The sequence below is a fragment of the Streptomyces sp. NPDC014864 genome (genome assembly GCF_043081525.1).
GTDB lineage: Bacteria > Actinomycetota > Actinomycetes > Streptomycetales > Streptomycetaceae > Streptomyces.
This window is the reverse complement of record NZ_JBIBWT010000016.1, coordinates 168,590-185,443: the sequence shown is the minus strand read 5'-3', so window position 1 is coordinate 185,443 and position 16,854 is coordinate 168,590. Positions and strand designations below refer to the sequence as shown.

The 16,854-nt window shown below is 72.1% G+C and carries 11 protein-coding genes; 4 read left to right on the top strand and 7 right to left on the bottom strand.

Annotated elements, in window-relative coordinates; genetic code table 11:
• Positions 1–13 precede the first annotated feature (13 nt).
• From ACF1A5_RS26395 to narI, 4 genes are read left to right on the top strand one after another with little or no spacing between them, the layout of a single operon-like run.
• Complete coding sequence (locus ACF1A5_RS26395) at positions 14–3,865, top strand: nitrate reductase subunit alpha (protein ID WP_392195357.1); 3,852 nt, start codon at positions 14–16, stop codon at positions 3,863–3,865.
• A 2-nt stretch (positions 3,866–3,867) separates the two neighbouring features.
• A complete protein-coding gene (gene narH, locus ACF1A5_RS26390) occupies positions 3,868–5,541 on the top strand; it encodes a nitrate reductase subunit beta (RefSeq protein WP_392195356.1) in 1,674 nt (557 codons plus the stop codon).
• The gene (gene narJ, locus ACF1A5_RS26385; RefSeq protein ID WP_392195355.1) at positions 5,538–6,182 is read left to right on the top strand and encodes a nitrate reductase molybdenum cofactor assembly chaperone; all 645 of its coding nucleotides are present in this window, start codon (positions 5,538–5,540) and stop codon (positions 6,180–6,182) included. Before narH ends, narJ begins: the two co-directional genes overlap by 4 nt.
• Complete coding sequence (narI, locus tag ACF1A5_RS26380; RefSeq protein ID WP_392195354.1) at positions 6,179–6,949, top strand: respiratory nitrate reductase subunit gamma; 771 nt, start codon at positions 6,179–6,181, stop codon at positions 6,947–6,949. Before narJ ends, narI begins: the two co-directional genes overlap by 4 nt.
• A gap of 107 nt (positions 6,950–7,056) precedes the next feature.
• Here the strand turns inward: narI and ACF1A5_RS26375 are convergent, their stop codons facing one another.
• The 7 genes from ACF1A5_RS26375 to ACF1A5_RS26345 form a co-directional block, all read right to left on the bottom strand.
• Positions 7,057–9,579 (bottom strand): SpoIIE family protein phosphatase, encoded by a 2,523-nt coding sequence (locus ACF1A5_RS26375; RefSeq protein WP_392195353.1) that lies wholly within the window; start codon positions 9,577–9,579, stop codon positions 7,057–7,059.
• Between the two features lie 136 nt (positions 9,580–9,715).
• Positions 9,716–10,813 carry a histidinol-phosphate transaminase gene (locus ACF1A5_RS26370; RefSeq protein WP_392195352.1) on the bottom strand — a complete coding sequence of 366 codons (1,098 nt, stop codon included), beginning with the start codon at positions 10,811–10,813 and terminating at the stop codon, positions 9,716–9,718.
• 3 nt (positions 10,814–10,816) lie between these two features.
• On the bottom strand, positions 10,817–11,836 hold the full coding sequence (locus ACF1A5_RS26365; RefSeq protein WP_392195351.1) for a 3-oxoacyl-ACP synthase III family protein: 1,020 nt from the start codon (positions 11,834–11,836) through the stop codon (positions 10,817–10,819).
• A complete protein-coding gene (locus tag ACF1A5_RS26360; RefSeq protein WP_392195350.1) occupies positions 11,833–12,486 on the bottom strand; it encodes an SRPBCC family protein in 654 nt (217 codons plus the stop codon). Before ACF1A5_RS26360 ends, ACF1A5_RS26365 begins: the two co-directional genes overlap by 4 nt.
• Positions 12,458–14,209: a thiamine pyrophosphate-binding protein gene (locus ACF1A5_RS26355; protein WP_392195349.1), complete on the bottom strand. Its 1,752-nt coding sequence runs from the start codon at positions 14,207–14,209 to the stop codon at positions 12,458–12,460. Before ACF1A5_RS26355 ends, ACF1A5_RS26360 begins: the two co-directional genes overlap by 29 nt.
• Positions 14,206–15,222 (bottom strand): GlxA family transcriptional regulator, encoded by a 1,017-nt coding sequence (locus ACF1A5_RS26350; RefSeq protein WP_392195348.1) that lies wholly within the window; start codon positions 15,220–15,222, stop codon positions 14,206–14,208. The genes ACF1A5_RS26355 and ACF1A5_RS26350 overlap by 4 nt, the downstream gene beginning before the upstream one ends.
• Before the next feature lie 265 nt (positions 15,223–15,487).
• On the bottom strand, positions 15,488–16,627 hold the full coding sequence (locus ACF1A5_RS26345; RefSeq protein WP_392195347.1) for an ABC transporter substrate-binding protein: 1,140 nt from the start codon (positions 16,625–16,627) through the stop codon (positions 15,488–15,490).
• Positions 16,628–16,854: the final 227 nt, after the last annotated feature.

Sequence of the window (16,854 nt, the reverse complement as noted above, 5' to 3'; positions counted from 1 at the left end):
GCGGGGTGCCGCGGTGAGCACGGAAACGAGTCCGGAGCGGGCACGGGCGGGCCTGGACGGTGAACTGACGGAGGCGCTGGTGCGCAGCCGCCGGTTCTTCACCCGGGCGGAGATCTCCGAGGACCTGCGCACCCTGCACAAGGTGGGCGGACGGCAGGCGGACGAGTTCTACCGGGACCGGTGGTCGCACGACAAGGTGGTGCGCTCCACGCACGGCGTGAACTGCACGGGCTCCTGCTCGTGGAAGGTGTTCGTCAAGGACGGCATCATCACCTGGGAGGCGCAGCAGACGGACTACCCGTCGGTGGGACCGGACCGGCCGGAGTACGAACCGCGCGGCTGCCCCCGCGGAGCCGCCTTCTCCTGGTACACCTACTCGCCGACCCGGGTCCGCTACCCCTACGTGCGCGGTGTGCTGCTGACGATGTACCGGGAGGCCAGGGCCCGGCTCGGCGATCCGGTCGCGGCCTGGGCCGACATCGTCTCCGACCCCGAGCGTGCCCGCCGCTACAAGACGGTCCGCGGCAAGGGCGGCCTGGTACGGGCGAGTTGGGACGAGGCGGTGGAGATGGTCGCCGCCGCGCACGTCCACACCATCAAGGAGTACGGCCCCGACCGGCTGGCCGGGTTCTCGCCGATCCCGGCGATGTCGATGGTCTCGCACGCCGCCGGGTCCCGCTTCTACTCGCTGCTCGGCGGCGTGATGCTGTCCTTCTACGACTGGTACGCGGACCTTCCGGTGGCCTCCCCGCAGGTGTTCGGCGACCAGACGGACGTACCGGAGTCGGGGGACTGGTGGGACGCCGGCTACCTGATCATGTGGGGGTCGAACCTGCCGGTGACCCGCACCCCGGACGCCCACTGGATGGCCGAGGCGCGCTACCGCGGCCAGAAGGTCGTGGCGGTCTCCCCGGACTACGCGGACAACGTGAAGTTCGCCGACGAGTGGCTGGCCCCGCAGCCCGGCACCGACGGGGCCCTGGCGATGGCCATGGGGCACGTGGTCCTCAAGGAGTTCTTCGTCGACCGGCCCACGCCGTACTTCACCCACTACGTCAAGCGGTACACGGACCTGCCGTTCCTGGTCGTCCTCGACGAGATCACGGACGGGCAGGGCGGACCGGAGGGGACAGGCGGGCAGGGCGGACCGGAGGGGACAGGCGGGCAGGGCGGACCGGAGGGGACAGGCGGGCAGGACGGACCGGGTGCGGCGGCCGGGGCCCGCGGTCCCGGCGGGCGGCCGCCCGCCTACCGGCCCGGCAAGTTCCTGACCGCGGCCGACCTCGGCGGCGAGCACGCCGCGAGCGAGCACGCCGCGTTCCGCACGGTGCTGCTGGACGAGGCCACCGGGCGGCCGGTGGTGCCGGGCGGCACCCTCGGCGACCGCTACGGCGAGTCCGGCACGGGGAAGTGGAACCTGGACCTCGGCGACCTCGACCCCCTGCTGTCCGCCGAGGGCGGAGGACAGGCCCCGGTCACCGTGGAGCTGCCCCGATTCGACGCCCCGGACGGGAGCGCGGGGCGCCTGCTGCGCGGAGTCCCGGTGCGCCGGATCGCCGGCCGTACCGTGACCACGGTGTACGACCTGCTCCTCGCCCAGTACGGCGTGGCCCGCGCGGGCCTGCCGGGCCGGTGGCCGGCCGGATACGACGACGCGGGCGAACCGTACACCCCGGCCTGGCAGGCCGCGATCACGGGCGTGGACGCCGGGCGCGCGGCCCGGATCGCCCGCGAGTTCGCGGCCAACGCCGAGGAGTCCGGCGGCCGTTCGATGATCGTGATGGGCGCGGGCACCAACCACTGGTTCCACTCGGACACCATCTACCGTGCCTTCCTGACCCTGACCACGCTGACCGGCTGCCAGGGCGTCAACGGCGGCGGCTGGGCCCACTACGTGGGGCAGGAGAAGGTCCGCCCCCTCACCGGCTACCAGTCGATCGCCACCGCCGCCGACTGGCACCGCCCGGCCCGGCAGATGATCCAGACCGCCTACTGGTACCTGCACAGCGACCAGTTCCGCTACGACCCGTTCTCCGCCGGCACCCTCGCGGCGGCCGGCGCGGGCGGCCCGTTCGCGGACCGGACCACGGCCGACGTGATCGCCGCCTCGGCGCGGATGGGCTGGATGCCGTCGTACCCGACCTTCGACCGCAACCCGCTGGACCTGGCGGACGAGGCCGGCCGGGCGGGACGGGACGTCGCGGAGCACGTGGTCGGTGAACTGCGCTCGGGGCGGCTGCGGTTCGCGGGCGAGGACCCGGACGCGCCGGAGAACTTCCCCCGCGTCCTGACCGTGTGGCGGGCCAACCTGCTGGGCTCCTCTGCCAAGGGCAACGAGTACTTCCTCAAGCACCTGCTGGGCGCCGACTCCTCGGTGCGCGCCACCGAGGCCCCGCCCGGGGCGCGGCCGCGGGACGTGGTGTGGCGGGAGCGGGCCCCGGAGGGCAAGCTCGACCTGCTGCTGACCCTCGACTTCCGCATGACCAGCACCACGCTGTACTCGGACGTGGTGCTGCCGGCCGCGACCTGGTACGAGAAGCACGACCTGTCGAGCACGGACATGCACCCGTTCGTCCACGCCTTCAACCCGGCCATCTCCCCGCCCTGGCAGACCCGCACAGACTGGGACGCCTTCCACACCCTGGCCCGCGAGTTCAGCCGCCAGGCCGCCACGCACCTCGGGGCGCGCCGGGACGTGGTGGCCGCGCCGCTGCTGCACGACACCCCCGACGAACTGGCCAACCCGCACGGCGCGGTCCGCGACTGGAAGGCGGGCGAGTGCGACCCCGTGCCCGGCCGGACCATGCCGAAACTGATCACCGTGGAGCGCGACTACGGCGCCGTGGCTCAGAAGATGGCCGCGCTCGGCCCCCTGCTCGACAGCCTCGGCGCGACCACCAAGGGCGTCACCTTCCACGTCGAGCGTGAACTGGACTACCTGCGGCACAAGAACGGCACCGTGCGCGGGGGAGCGGCCGACGGGCGCCCGTCGATCGCCCGGGACGCCCAGGCCTGCGAGGCGATCCTCGCCCTGTCCGGCACCACCAACGGCCATCTCGCCACCCAGGGCTTCCGCACCCTGGAGGCCCGCACCGGCCGGCCGCTGGCCGACCTGGCCGCCGAGCACGAGGGCAAGCGGATCACCTTCGCCGACACCCAGGCCGCGCCCGTCCCGGTCATCACCAGCCCCGAGTGGTCCGGTTCGGAGACCGGCGGACGCCGCTACTCGCCGTTCACCGTCAACGTCGAACGACTCAAGCCCTGGCACACCCTCACCGGACGCCAGCACTTCTACCTCGACCACGACTGGATCACCGCGCTGGGCGAGCAGCTCCCCGTCTACCGGCCCCCCTTGAACATGCACGCCCTGTTCGGCGAGCCACGCCTCGGCGAGCGGGGCGAACTCGGCGTGACCCTGCGCTACCTGACCCCGCACAACAAGTGGTCCATCCACTCCGAGTACCAGGACAACCTGTTCATGCTCTCGCTGTCCCGGGGCGGCCCGACGCTGTGGATGTCCACCGCCGACGCGGCGAAGATCGGCGTACGGGACAACGACTGGATCGAGGCGGTCAACCGCAACGGCGTGGTCGCCGCACGGGCGGTCGTCTCGCACCGGATGCCCGAGGGCACCGTCTACATGCACCACGCCCAGGACCGGCTCATCGACGTGCCCCGCACCGAGACCACCGGCAGGCGCGGCGGCATCCACAACTCCCTGACCCGCCTGCTGATCAAACCGAGCCATCTGATCGGCGGTTACGCCCAACTGTCGTACGCCTTCAACTACCTGGGACCGACCGGCAACCAGCGCGACGAGGTCACGGTCGTCCGCCGGCGGTCCTCGCAGGACGTGGAGTACTGATCATGCGCGTGATGGCCCAGATGGCGATGGTGATGAACCTCGACAAGTGCATCGGCTGCCACACCTGCTCGGTCACCTGCAAACAGGCGTGGACCAACCGCACCGGAGTCGAGTACGTCTGGTTCAACAACGTCGAGACGCGCCCCGGCCAGGGCTACCCGCGCCGCTACGAGGACCAGGACAGGTGGCGCGGCGGCTGGGAGCTCAACAAGCGCGGACGGCTCACCCTGAAGGCGGGCGGCCGGTTCAAGAAACTGGTCACGATCTTCTCCAACCCCGTGCTGCCGAGCCTGGACGACTACTACCAGCCCTGGACGTACGACTACGAGAACCTGACCAACGCCCCCCTGCAGGAGCACACCCCCGTCGCCCGGCCCAAGTCCCTGATCACCGGCAAGGACATGAAGATCACCTGGTCGGCCAACTGGGACGACGACCTCGGCGGTTCGGCCGACCACGGCGAGAAGGACGTCCTGCTGAACGAGGTCTCACAGAAGATCAGATTCGAGTTCGAGCAGACCTTCATGTTCTACCTGCCGCGGATCTGCGAGCACTGCCTCAACCCGTCCTGCGCCGCCTCCTGTCCCTCCGGCGCGATCTACAAGCGCACCGAGGACGGCATCGTCCTCGTCGACCAGGACCGCTGCCGCGGCTGGCGGATGTGCGTGACCGGGTGCCCGTACAAGAAGGTCTACTTCAACCACCGCACCGGCAAGGCGGAGAAGTGCACCTTCTGCTTCCCGCGCGTCGAGGTGGGTCTGCCCACCGTCTGCTCCGAGACCTGCGTCGGCCGGCTGCGCTACATCGGCCTGGTCCTCTACGACGCCGACCGCGTCCTGGCGGCCGCCTCCACCCCGGACGACACCGGCCTGTACGAGGCACAGCGCGAGGTCTTCCTCGACCCGGCCGACCCGCGGGTCGCCGCGGAGGCGGAGCGCGCGGGCATCCCCCGCGACTGGGTCGAGGCGGCCCGGCGCTCCCCGGTGTACGCCCTGATCAACACCCACCGCGTCGCCCTGCCGCTGCACCCCGAGTACCGCACCCTGCCCATGGTCTGGTACATCCCGCCGCTCTCACCGGTCGTCGACGCCGTCCGCGACACCGGCCACGACGCCGAGGACCACCGCACCCTCTTCGCCGCCGTCGACGCCCTGCGCATCCCCGTCGACTACCTCGCCCAGCTGTTCACCGCCGGCGACCCCGCCCCGGTCGACGCGGTACTGCGCCGCCTGGCCGCCATGCGCTCCTACATGCGCGACATCAACCTCGGCCGCGAACCGGACGCCGCCATCCCCGCGCGGGTCGGCATGGGCGAGGAGGAGATGTACGACATGTACCGGCTGCTGGCGCTCGCCAAGTACGACGAGCGGTACGTCATCCCGCCCGCCCACGCCGAACAGGCCCACCGCCTGGAGGAACTGGCCACCGAGTGCAGCCTCGACTACGAGGGCGGCCCCGGCATGGGAGGCTCCGGCCCGTTCGGCGAGACCTCCGGCGGCGCCGCCCCGATCGCGGTGGAGACCTACCGGGCCCTGCGCGAACGGCAGACCTCCGACACGCCCGCCGCCCCGGAGGACAAGGGCGACCGCGTCAACCTCCTGAACTGGGACGGCAAGGGACAGCCGCCCGGCCTCTTCCCGCCCGCCACCGACGACCGGAAGGACGGCACGACATGAGGCCGCCCGCCGCCGGCGCCCGCGAAGCCCTCGCCTGGCAGGCCCAGTCGCTGCTGCTGGCCTACCCCGACGAGCGGCTGCCCGAGCGCCTCACCCTCGCCCGCCGCGTCGCCGCCACCCAGCCCGCGGCGGTCGCCGGGCCCCTCCGCGGCTTCGCCGAACACGCCGCGCGCACCCCGCCGCAGGACCTCGCCGCCGAGTACGTCGCCACCTTCGACCACCGCCGGCGCTGCTGCCCCTACCTCACCTACTACGCCCACGGCGACACCCGGAAACGGGGGATCGCCCTGCTGCGGCTGAAGCAGACCTACGCCGCCGCCGGCTGGCGCCTGGGCGAGGACGAACTGCCCGACCACCTCGCCGTCGTCCTGGAGTTCGCCGCCGCCGAACCCACCGTCGGCGCGCGCCTGCTCACCGAGCACCGCGCGGGCCTGGAACTGCTCCGCCTGGCCCTGCGCGACGCCGGCTCGCCCTGGGCGCACGTGCTCACCTCCCTCTCCGCGACCCTGCCCGCGCTCGGCGGCGACGAACACGCGGCCATCGGCCGGCTCGCCGCCCAGGGGCCGCCCGAGGAACAGGTCGGCCTCGCTCCCTACACACCCGCCTCGTTCATGCCCGACCCCGCGGGAGGCCCCCGATGAACCCACCCGCGCACTCCCCGGCCCTGGCGGCCGAGCCCGGCACCGGGGGCATCCTGCTGTGGGTCGTCCTGCCGTACGTCAGCCTCGCGGTGTTCGTCCTCGGCCACATCTGGCGCTACCGCTACGACAAGTTCGGCTGGACCACCCGCTCCTCCCAGCTGTACGAGAGGCGGCTGCTGCGCATCGGCAGCCCGCTGTTCCACTTCGGCATCCTGATCGTGCTCCTCGGCCACATCGGGGGCCTGCTCGTCCCGAAGAGCTGGACCGGGGCTCTCGGCATCGGCGAGCACGCATACCACGTCTCCGCGGTCGTCCTCGGCACCGTCGCCGGGGTCACCACCGTGGGCGGCCTCGCGATCCTCGTCTACCGGCGCCGCACCGTCGGCCCCGTCTTCTCCGCCACCACCCGCAACGACAAGGCCATGTACGTCGCGCTGAGCGTCACCATCGCGCTCGGACTGTCCGCCACGGTGGCCGCGAACCTCGTCGGCGGGGGCTACGACTACCGCGAGACCATCTCGCCCTGGTTCCGTTCCCTCTTCTCCTTCACACCCGACCCGGCCCTGATGGCCGGTGCCCCGCTCCTCTTCCGGCTGCACGCCCTCAGCGCCCTGCTCCTCTTCGCCTTCTGGCCCTTCACCCGGCTCGTGCACATGCTCACCGCGCCCCTCGGCTACCTGACCCGCCCGTACATCGTCTACCGCAGCCGGGACACCCGCCTCGGCGCCCGCCCCCCGCGCCGCGGCTGGGAACGCGTGGGCTCCTGACCGCCGCCCGCACCGTGGGCGGCCTCGGCGCCGGCCGGCGCGGCGCGGGTCGGCACCAGGCGAAGGGTGCCGGGCGGCGGGCCGGACATCGCCCCGCGGGAACGTCGCTAGGGTACGGACGCCGCGAACGCGTCCGGCCCGGAGACGGGCGGCCGTCCTCCGCCCGTCTCCGGGCCGGGGCGGGGCAGTTCCGCCCAGATGGTCTTGCCGTCTCCGGCGTAGCGGGTCCCCCAGCGCAGGGCGAACTGGGCCACGAGGAACAGCCCCCGGCCGCCTTCCTCGACGGCCTGGGCCCGGCGCAGGTGGGGAGAGGTGCTGCTGTGGTCGGAGACCGCGCAGATCAGCCGGTTCGGGGTGCGCATCAGGCGGAGCCCGACGGGGCCGCGGGCGTGCCGGATCGCGTTGGTGACCAGTTCGCTGACGATCAGCTCGACGGAGAACGACAGTTCCTGCAGCTCCCACTGCGCGAGGCGGGCGTCGGTCAGCTTGCGGGCCTGTCCCACCGCGGCCGGCTCGAAGGCCAGATCCCAGGAGACGACGTCCTCGCTCGGCAGCGGGCGGGGGCGGGCGACGAGGAAGGCGACGTCGTCCGGGGGGCGGTCCGGCAGCAGGGCCCGCTCCATGATGTCGCAGATCTCCTCCAGGGGACGGTCGGGGTGGGCGAGCGCGAAGGCCAGCCGTTCCAGCCCGGTGTCCGGGTCGCCGTCGGCGGCCGTGACCAGGCCGTCGGTGTAGAGGGCCAGCACGGAGCCCTCCGGGACGTCGAACTCGGCCGACTCGAACGGCAGCCCGCCGATGCCCAGCGGCGGCCCCGCCGGAATCTCGGGGAACTCCACCACCTTGTCCAGGTGGGCGAGCGCGGGCGGGGGATGACCCGCGCGGGCGAAGGTGGCGCGGCAGGTGACGGGATCGTAGATGCCGTACAGGCAGCTGGCACCGACCACGCCCTCGACTTCGCCGGGGTGCGCCGCCTCCGCCTCCTGTGCCAGCCGGCCGACCAGGTCGTCGAGGTGGGAGAGCAACTCGTCGGGGGGCAGATCCAGGTCGGCCAGCGTGTGCACCGCGGTGCGCAGCCGGCCCATCGTCGCCGTGGCGTGGATGCCGTGGCCGACGACGTCGCCGACCACCAGCCCCACCCGGGCGCAGGCCAGGGGCAGCACGTCGAACCAGTCGCCGCCCACTCCCGCCTCGGTGTCGGTGGGCAGGTAGCGGTAGGCGGCCTCCACGGCCACGTGGGCGGGCAGTTCGTGCGGCAGGAGGCTGCGCTGCAGGGTGAGCGCCGACTGGTGCTCGCGGGTGTACCGGCGTGCGTTGTCGATGCACACGGCGGCGCGGGCGGCGAGTTCCTCGACGAGCAGAAGATCCTCGGTGGCGAAGGCCTCCGGGGTGCGCCAGCGCATGAGGGTGGCCACCCCCATGGTGATCCCGCGGGCCCGGAGCGGAACCACCAGGTGGGAATGGATGCCCAGGTCGCGCGTGCGCGCGCTGCGCACGGGGTCCTGCAGCAGCCAGGGGCTGGACAGGTCCAGGACGGCGTTCAGGATGGGATGCCCGTCCGCCAGGCACTGCCACTGCGGGGACCCCTCGGGATAGACGACCGTCCGGCCCGGCGTGACGACGGCCTCGGGCAGGTCCTCGCGGACGGAGCGGTGGACAACCCGGCGCATGGTGTCCGTCCGGCCGGCGGAGCGGACATCGGGCTCCCGGCCGGACAGCACGTCGTCGAGCAGGTCGACGGCGGTGAAGTCGGCGACCCGGGGCACCAGGATCTCGGCCAGTTCCTGGACCGTGCGACCGAGGTCGAGGGTGCTGCCGATCAGCACACTGGCCTCGTTGAGCAGAGCCAGCCGCCGCTGCGCGTGGTGGAGGTCCGTGACGTCCACCGACTCCTCGCACACTCCCAGGGGCCGGCCCTCCGGGTCCTGGAGCCGGTAGTAGGACAGTGACCACACGTGTTCACGGCTGGGATCCGACGGCGGGCGGCCGCGGTACTGGAGGCCCACCACGGTCTGCCCGGAGTCGAGAACCCGGCTCATGAGCTGGGTGACCGTGGACGGGTACTGGGCGGACAGCACCTCGCTGCCCGGGTACAGCTCGTCCTCGGTGCGCCCCAGGTAGTGGGTGAACGGCCCGGGCAGTTCCAGTCGGGCCGCCGCGTTCGCCCACGCCACGCGCAGGTCGGGGCCGTAGATCGTCAGGCCCACGGGGGACTGGGTGGTGATGCCCTGCAGCATGGCCTGCCGCATCTGCCAGTCCCGGAACTCCGCGGCGTCCGCGAGGAGCAGCAGGAGCACCGGGCCCGCGGCCGTGTCGGGCAGCCGGCGGCAGACCGCCGCCACCGGCAGCAGGCGACCGGACCGGTGACGGAACGTGCCGCTGTGGTGGCACTCGGGGAGCTGCGGCTGCTGCCACCACCTCGCGGCGGCGCCCTCCTCCCCCTCCGCCTGGGCCGACAGGGTGTCGATCGAGCGCCCGAGGACCTCCTGCGCCTCGTAGCCGAGCAGTTCTTCGGCCTCCGGACTCCATCCGGTGACCCGTCCACGGCCGTCCAGCATGACGGTGGCGGCCCGTGTGATCCGGAGGGGGTCGCCGTTCTCGGCCGCCTCGAGTCCATTCGACGGTGTGATCATCGCATGTCCGTCCTCGCTCCTTTCTCAAGGATCGGCCCGCCGCAGGGGCAGCACAAACGCCCGGTCCGAGCCTCGTCCGCCCCGTTGTGCCCCGCCGTGCGCGGCCTTCGTTCCGTGGCCCGGCTGCCCTGGACGATCAGGGGCCGGATCTGCTGCCGACGGCGCGCGCGTCCGGTCGGGTGGCCTCGTCCAGCGGGCCGGCCAGTGGGGTGCCGCACGTGCGCGGTGCACTGCGGCGTGCGACCGGTCCCGCCAGCGCGGTCAGCACGGTGTCGTTGGCCTTCCGGTCGCCGACGGTGAGCCGCAGTCCCTCGCCGGGGTAGTGGCGCGTCTGGACACCGGCGTCGGTGAGTGCCGCGGCGCCCTCGTCGATCGGATCGGGCGCGGCGAGCCAGACGCAATTGGCGTGGCCGGGGCGTACGCGCCAGCCCAGGGACACCAGTTCACGCCGGAGCCGTTCGCGTTCGGCGACGACGGTGTCCACGCGGCGGCGCAGCTCGCCCTCGGCCCGCAGCGACGCCTTCACCGCCGCTGTCGCCACCGCGTTGATCCCGAACGGCAGCTGTTGCCGGCGGATCCGCGCCACGAGGTCGCAGGCGCCGAGGCCGTAGCCCACCCGCAGGGCGGCCAGGCCGTAGGCCTTGGAGAAGGTGCGCAGGACGAGCAGGTTGGGGTGTGCGTCCAGGAACGTGAGTGAGTCCGGCAGCTCGACGTCGCGGGCGAACTCCACGTACGCCTCGTCGAGGAGCACGGTGACGTGCCGGGGGACCTGACGCAGGAACGCCGACAGTGCGCCGGTGGTGACGAGGCTTCCGGTGGGGTTGTGCGGATTGCACAGCACCACGACGCGGGTGCGGTGGTCGAGCGCCGCGAGCAGGGCGTCCAGATCCTGGTGCCCGTCCGGCGACAGGGGTACGGGGACAGGCTGAGCGCCGACCATGGAGGCCAGGAGGGGGTAGGCGTCGAACGTGCGCCAGGCGTAGGCCACGGTGTCGCCGGGCCGGACCACTGCCTGGAGCAGCTGCAGGGCCACGCCGACCGAACCGCTGCCGACCGCGACGCGGTCGGGGGTCACCCGGCACCACGCGGCGATCTGCTCGGTGAGGTCGTCGGGGTGGAACTGCGGGTAGCGGTGGGCCTGCGCCACGGCCCGCCGCATCGCCTCGCGTACCGAGGGCAGCGGGGGATACGGGCTCTCGTTCAGGGCGAGTCGGTGCAGCACGGGGATGTCCATGGATCAGCCCCGTCCGCCCCGCCAGCGAACCGCGGCGGCACCGGCGAAGTCGCCCGCGTGGGCGAAACCCCCGAGCACCACCAGGTCCCCGTCCTCCACTTTCCCGGAGCCGATCGCGCGGTCCAAGGTGACCGGGATCGCCGCTCCGAACAGATTCCCGCATTCGTCAAAGGTGTTCAGGTGCCGTTCGGCAGGCAGTCGCAGCGCCTCTCGCCAGTTCCGAAGGAAGGTACGGTTTGGCTGGTTGGTGATGAGGGCGTCGATGCCGGAACTGGTCACGCCGAGCCGCCGGCACAGTTCCGTGACCACCTCGGGGACGAGGCGGTTACCGCGTGCCAGGACCTTGGCGACACTGGCGTCGGTGAACCCGATCCGCAGCTGGGACTCGCCCGGCTCCCAGTACTTGCGGCCGTCGTCGACCGCCACGGTCATGTCACCGGCGTACTCGCCCAGGTGCCGGGTCTCCACGTCGAGGACCGGCGACTGTGCCGAGGTCGTCACGTACCCCACACCGCACCCGTCGCCCGGGATCGCCGCCTGGGCGAGTTTGCGCACCTCGGACTGGGTGAACCATTGCCCCGCGGCGCTCTGCGCGTTGCAGATCAGCGCGGTCTTCGCGTCGGTGGTGGTGAGGATCTGCCGGGCCACCTTCATCATGTACACAAAGGACGCGCAGCCCGCGTTGCCCACGTCGACGAGCCACTCCGGGTTGAGGCCCAGCCGGCGCGCCACCTCGGTCCCCGCGCCCACGAACGGCAGGTCCGGCAACTGGCTGTGCACCAGCAGCACGTCCACGCCCCGGATCTCCGCCGCGCCGTGCCGTTCGATCAGGGGCTGTACGGCGCGCTCCACCATGTCCGCGTTGGTCTCGTCCCTGGCCACGTGGTGCCGTAACGGCGGGACCTTGAACATGGGGTTGTCGCGCAGCTTGTCCTCGGCTCCGGGGAAGTCCGTGTAGAACTCCGCGGGGACCGGCTCGCCGGGCAGGTAGCTCGCGACGTCGGTGAGGCTGACCGGGGTCACCGCGCCACCGTCCTCGCCGGAGCCGAACCGATCGGCAGACCGCTCCGGTGGCGGTGCTCCAGGATGGCCTTGAGGTTGTGCATCTCCACGGTGTGCCCGGCGTAGAAGAGGTCCCAGTAGTCGCCCACCCAGGGCCGGTCCGGGCGGGGGGCCAGATCGGGGTGCGGGTTGTCGTCGTAGTAGGGGTGCCGGCAGTTGGTCCAGGTGATCACCGAGCCCGGCTTGTCGAGTACCAGTCGCGCCGGGACGACACGCATCAGGTAGATCATCCACAGCTTCTCGCCCTGGTCCCAGGAGCAGTGGTAGTCCACGGTCATGGCCTCGGGGTTCGCGAGCACCTCGCAGTAGATCCTGGTGTCGTCCTCCAGGCGGTCGCGTCCCACCCACAGGCCTGGTGTGCCGGTGGGCGCGAAGTCCCGCAGGCTGCAGGTCCACTCCTCCAGGTGGTGTCCCTGGCGCAGGTAGTCGTAGGCCTGCTCCGGGGGGCAGTCGACGTACTCGTGGATGGTGCAGTACTGCCCGTAGACCTGGTGGTGGGGGTAGACCGCGTGGGTGAGCTCCACGCAGTGGGCGGTCAGTTCCGCCCTGCCGGTGTTCTCGATCCGGACCAGGCCGGGGATGTCAGCCAACGTGGACGACTTCGGGCTCATCTGAACCCTCCTTGCTCTTGGTGGCTTCGGTGAAGGACTGGAAGGGAAGGAACGGGGGGATCTCCCGCGGGTCACAGGCCACTGCGACCAGCGCCGGGCCGCTGCCCGCGTTGCCGCGCAGCAGTGCCGTGCGCAGTCGCGCGGCGTCCGTGACCTCCGTGGCCCGCAGGGACGGGAAGGCGGCCGCCACTCCGGCGGCGAGGTCGGTCCGGGCGAACAGGTCGTCGTCGCGGACCCCGCCCTGGAGGAACTCCTCCCGCAGCGCGCACATGGCGTGGGCGTTGTTGTTGAAGATCACGAACGTCACGGGTGCGTCGTACTCCACGGCGGTGTGGACCTCCATCCCGTGCATGAAGAAGGACCCGTCGCCGGCGAGAACGTAGGTGCGTCGCCCGGTGGCGAGCGCGGCACCGATGCCGGCGCCGAAGGTGTAGCCCATGCCGCCCATGCCGGCGGCCACCACGAAGCGGCCGTGGCGCGGTGCCGGAAGGAGATGGATCGCGCTGGCCCCCGCGTTGCCGGCGTCCACGAACACGTGTGCGTCCGGGGGGAGTGCCGCCTGCACCGCGGCGAGCGCCTGGGCGTGGGGGACGGTTCGCTCCCGGGCCTGAACGAGCGGACCCGGCGCGGATGTGGGAAGGGGACCGGCGTGCGGTGGGCAGGGACGTGGGTGGGGCGGCAGCCGTGCGGTGACCGCGCGCAGTGCGTCCCGCAGGTTCCCACCGAGTGCGGTGCCCGCCACGAACGGTGGTTCCGGGCCGAGGCAGACGACGTCGGTGGCGGCCAGGGCCCGCTCGAGGCCGCCGCGTGCCAGGAGCGGCAGTCGGGTGCCGACCAGCAGGCACAGGTCGGCCCGTCGCAGACACTCCTCCACGTTGGCGTGGCCCATCACCCCGGCCACGCCCGCGAACCGGGGATCACGGTTGTCGAAGACGTCCTTGGCGTCCGGGGTGACCGCCACCCATGCCCCCAGGCGCCCGGCCAGTTCGGCCAGGTCCTCACGCGCGTCGTCGGCGGCGACACCCTCACCGGCGACGACGAGGACGCGACCGGCCTCGCGAAGGGCGTCCGACGCGGCGCCGACGGCAGCCGTGTCGAGCCGCGCCACGGATGCCGTAGCGGGGCCGCCCGGGGGCGGGACCGTGCCGCGGGCGGGCACCTGGATCCGCGCCTGCTGCACGTCCTTGGGCAGCAGCAGCACGGCCGGGCCGCGGGGATCGGTCCGTGCCGCCGCGACCGCCCGGGGCAGCAACTCCGTGAGCGAGTCCGCGTCCTCGACCCGGGCGCAGAACCGGGAGACGGGTGCGAAGACCTCCCGTGCGTCGAAGGAGCCCGCCTTGCCGCTGGAGTCCTGGAACGCCCCGTGCCCTTCCTGACCGCTCGGCGGCTGGCCCACCAGGGCCAGCACTGGCACCCGGGAGGCGTGGGCCTCCGCCAGACCCGGTACGAGATTCATCGCCCCACCGCCGGAGGTGGCGGCGACGACGCCGAGGCGCCCGGTGGTGCGTGCGTATCCGTCGGCCATGGTGACGGCGGAGAACTCGTGCTTGGCGACGACGCCGCGGACGGCTCCCCCGCGGTGCACGGCGTCGTACAGGTCCTCGATGTTCGCGCCGCCGACGCCGAAGACGTGGGTGACGCCGGCCCGGGCGAGCTCCCCGGCCAGAAAGTCGACCAGGCGTACCGTTTCCGCCGCGCGTGGTTCCGGGGTCCTGGTGGTCATGCGGGGCTCCCCTCCCTCTCGTGGTGCCTGTCGATGAGGCCGGACGGCGAGACGACCTGGAAGCGGTGCCGGTACTCCCTGGGGGTGAGTCCGAGGGTTCGTCCGAAGGAGCGGAAGAACGTCTCGGTGGCGGGGAAGCCGCAGCGGCCGGCTATCTGGCCGATCGTCAGGTCCGTGGTTTCCAGCAGGTCGCGTGCGCGGGCGATACGCGTCCGTTCGACGTACTGGCCGGGCGTCATGCCCACCTCGCGCCGGAAGACCCGGGCGAAGTTGCGCTGGCTCATGCTGGCCTGCCGCGCGATCTCGGCCACGGGCAGTGGGCCGGCCAGGTTGTCCTGGATCCACTCCTGTGCTGCCCGGATCGGCGGATGGTCGGCCAACTGGGCGTCGAGGACGGCGCTGTACTGTGACTGACCTCCGTGCCGCTTGAGGAACAGCACCAGAAACCGTGCCGTCTCCAGCGCGAGCGCCGCTCCGTGATCGGCCTCCACCAGGGCGAGCGCCATGTCGATGCCCGTCGACACCCCCGCGGAGGTCACGAAGGGCCCGTCCCAGACGAAGATCGGCTCGGCGTCCACCGTCACATCCGGATAGCGGCACGCCATCGCCTCGCTGTAGGCCCAGTGCGTGGTGGCGCGTCTGCCGTCGAGGAGGCCCGCCTCGGCCAGCAGGAAGGAGCCGCCGCATACGGAGGCGACTCTGCGCGACCGGGCCGCCGCCCGGCCGATCCAGGACACGAGCGCCTGGTCCCGGAGCGCCTCCTCGAGACTCCATCCGCCCGGCACGAGGAGCGTGTCGATCGGGCCCTGCCCCGACTCCAGGGGCGAGGCCTCCACCGCCACCCCCGAACTCATGCGCACCAGGGGTGCGTCGGCGGAGACGAAGTCGGTCCGGTAGGGGGTGCCCGAGGGGCCCAGAAGCCGGTTCGCCGTATCGAACACTTCAATCGGTCCGGTGATGTCCAGGGCCATCGCGCCCGCGTACACCACCACAACAACACGTCGCTCCAACACGGTCACAGCCTGTATCGAACGCCGCACTGGCTGCAATGACAGATTACTGACGCATCCGGCCACCGGGCGGCTCCGGACGGGCGCGAAGGGCGCTGGCAAGGCACTTCGTGTGCCGAGCCGGCAGCGCTGGGTGAGGCAGCTCACAGGACACCGGTGCCGTGGGGAACGGCCTGTGGCCGCCCGCCACCGCGCCGCCCGCCGCCACCGTTCCGCGTGGACGACGGTGGCCAGGGCGCCGACGGATGGGCGAGGGCGGGCGTCCCGGCTAGCCGGAGACGGCCTCGGCCCAGCCCCGGGAGACCGTCTCCCTCGCCTTCTCCAGTTGCGCGTCCGTCGGGAACTGGGGTGTTCCCTCGACCGACGGCAGTCGTGCGGCGGCGGCCTTGTCGAGGGTGCCGTCCTGCCTCATGGCGTCCATGAGCACCGGGCGGGCATAGGCGCGCAGCCGGAGGTTCTGGCCCTCCGGACTGAAGAGGTATTCCTGCCAGAGGCGGGCAGCCGCCGGGTGCGGGGCGTTCTTGTTGACCGCCAGCGCGAAGTACTGGGCGAAGCTGCCGTCGAAGGGGATCGCGACCTGCCAGTTCACGCCCTTGTCGCGGAGCCGGTCGGCGTAGTGGAGGTTGATGTAGTCCCAGTTGATGCTGATGGGGGTCCGGCCGTCCGCGACGGTTGCCGAGTTCGAATTGAGGGGGTTGAAGTTGCCGTTCCGCTCGAGCTCGGCGAAGAAGTCGAGCCCGGGCTGGATGTTCCCGAACGACCCGTTGTTCGCCAGCGCGGCCGCGTAGACCCCGGCGAAGGCGGTGGCCGACCGGGGCGGGTCGCCTTCGAGCGCGACCTTGCCCTTGTAACCGGGCTTCAGCAGATCGGTGAAGGTCTCCGGACAGGGCTCGACCCGGTTGGCGTCGCAGCCGATGGAGATGTAGCCCCCGTAGTTGTTGGACCAGCGGGCCTTCGAGTCCTTCTGACTGGCGGGGATCGAATCGTAATCGGCCACCCTGTACGGCGCGAGCAGATTCCGCGCCGCGGCCTTCCGCGCGAACGTGTCGCCCACGTCGATCACGTCGGGTGCCGTCGGACGGTTCCCCCTCTTCGCCAGGGCGTCGATCTCGTCCTCGCTGTGGCCGAGCGGATTCTCGTCCGTGACCTTGATCCCGTACTTCTTCTCGAAGCCGTCGATCAGGGCGCCGTAGTTGGCCCAGTCGGGGGGCAGCGCGATCGTTCTGAGCGCGCCCTCCCGTTTCGCCGCGGCGATCAGAGCGGGCATGCCGCCCATGCTCTCGGCGGACGTGGCCACCGACGGCTTCGCGGGTTTGGGGGGCGGTGCGTTCTCGCAGGCGCCCAGGCCCAGTGCCACGAGAGCGAAGCAGCCGAAGGCCGCCGCTGTTCCGGCACGCGCTGTAGTCAAGACTGCTCCCGGGCGTGGGGGGAACGAGCACCTCGACCGGCTGCCGGCCGCATCCCCGGGGCCGGAGAGGCAGGCCTTCCGCTGCGCCTCCCGGTTTCCTCGGGTCCACCGCGCCGACGAAGTGGTCATCGAGGCCAGGGTACCCGGCTGCCTCGACGGCGGAATGTCGCTCGGGAGCCTGCGATCAGCGTCTTTCCCCGGCTGAACGCGGTTCCCGTACGCCCGCG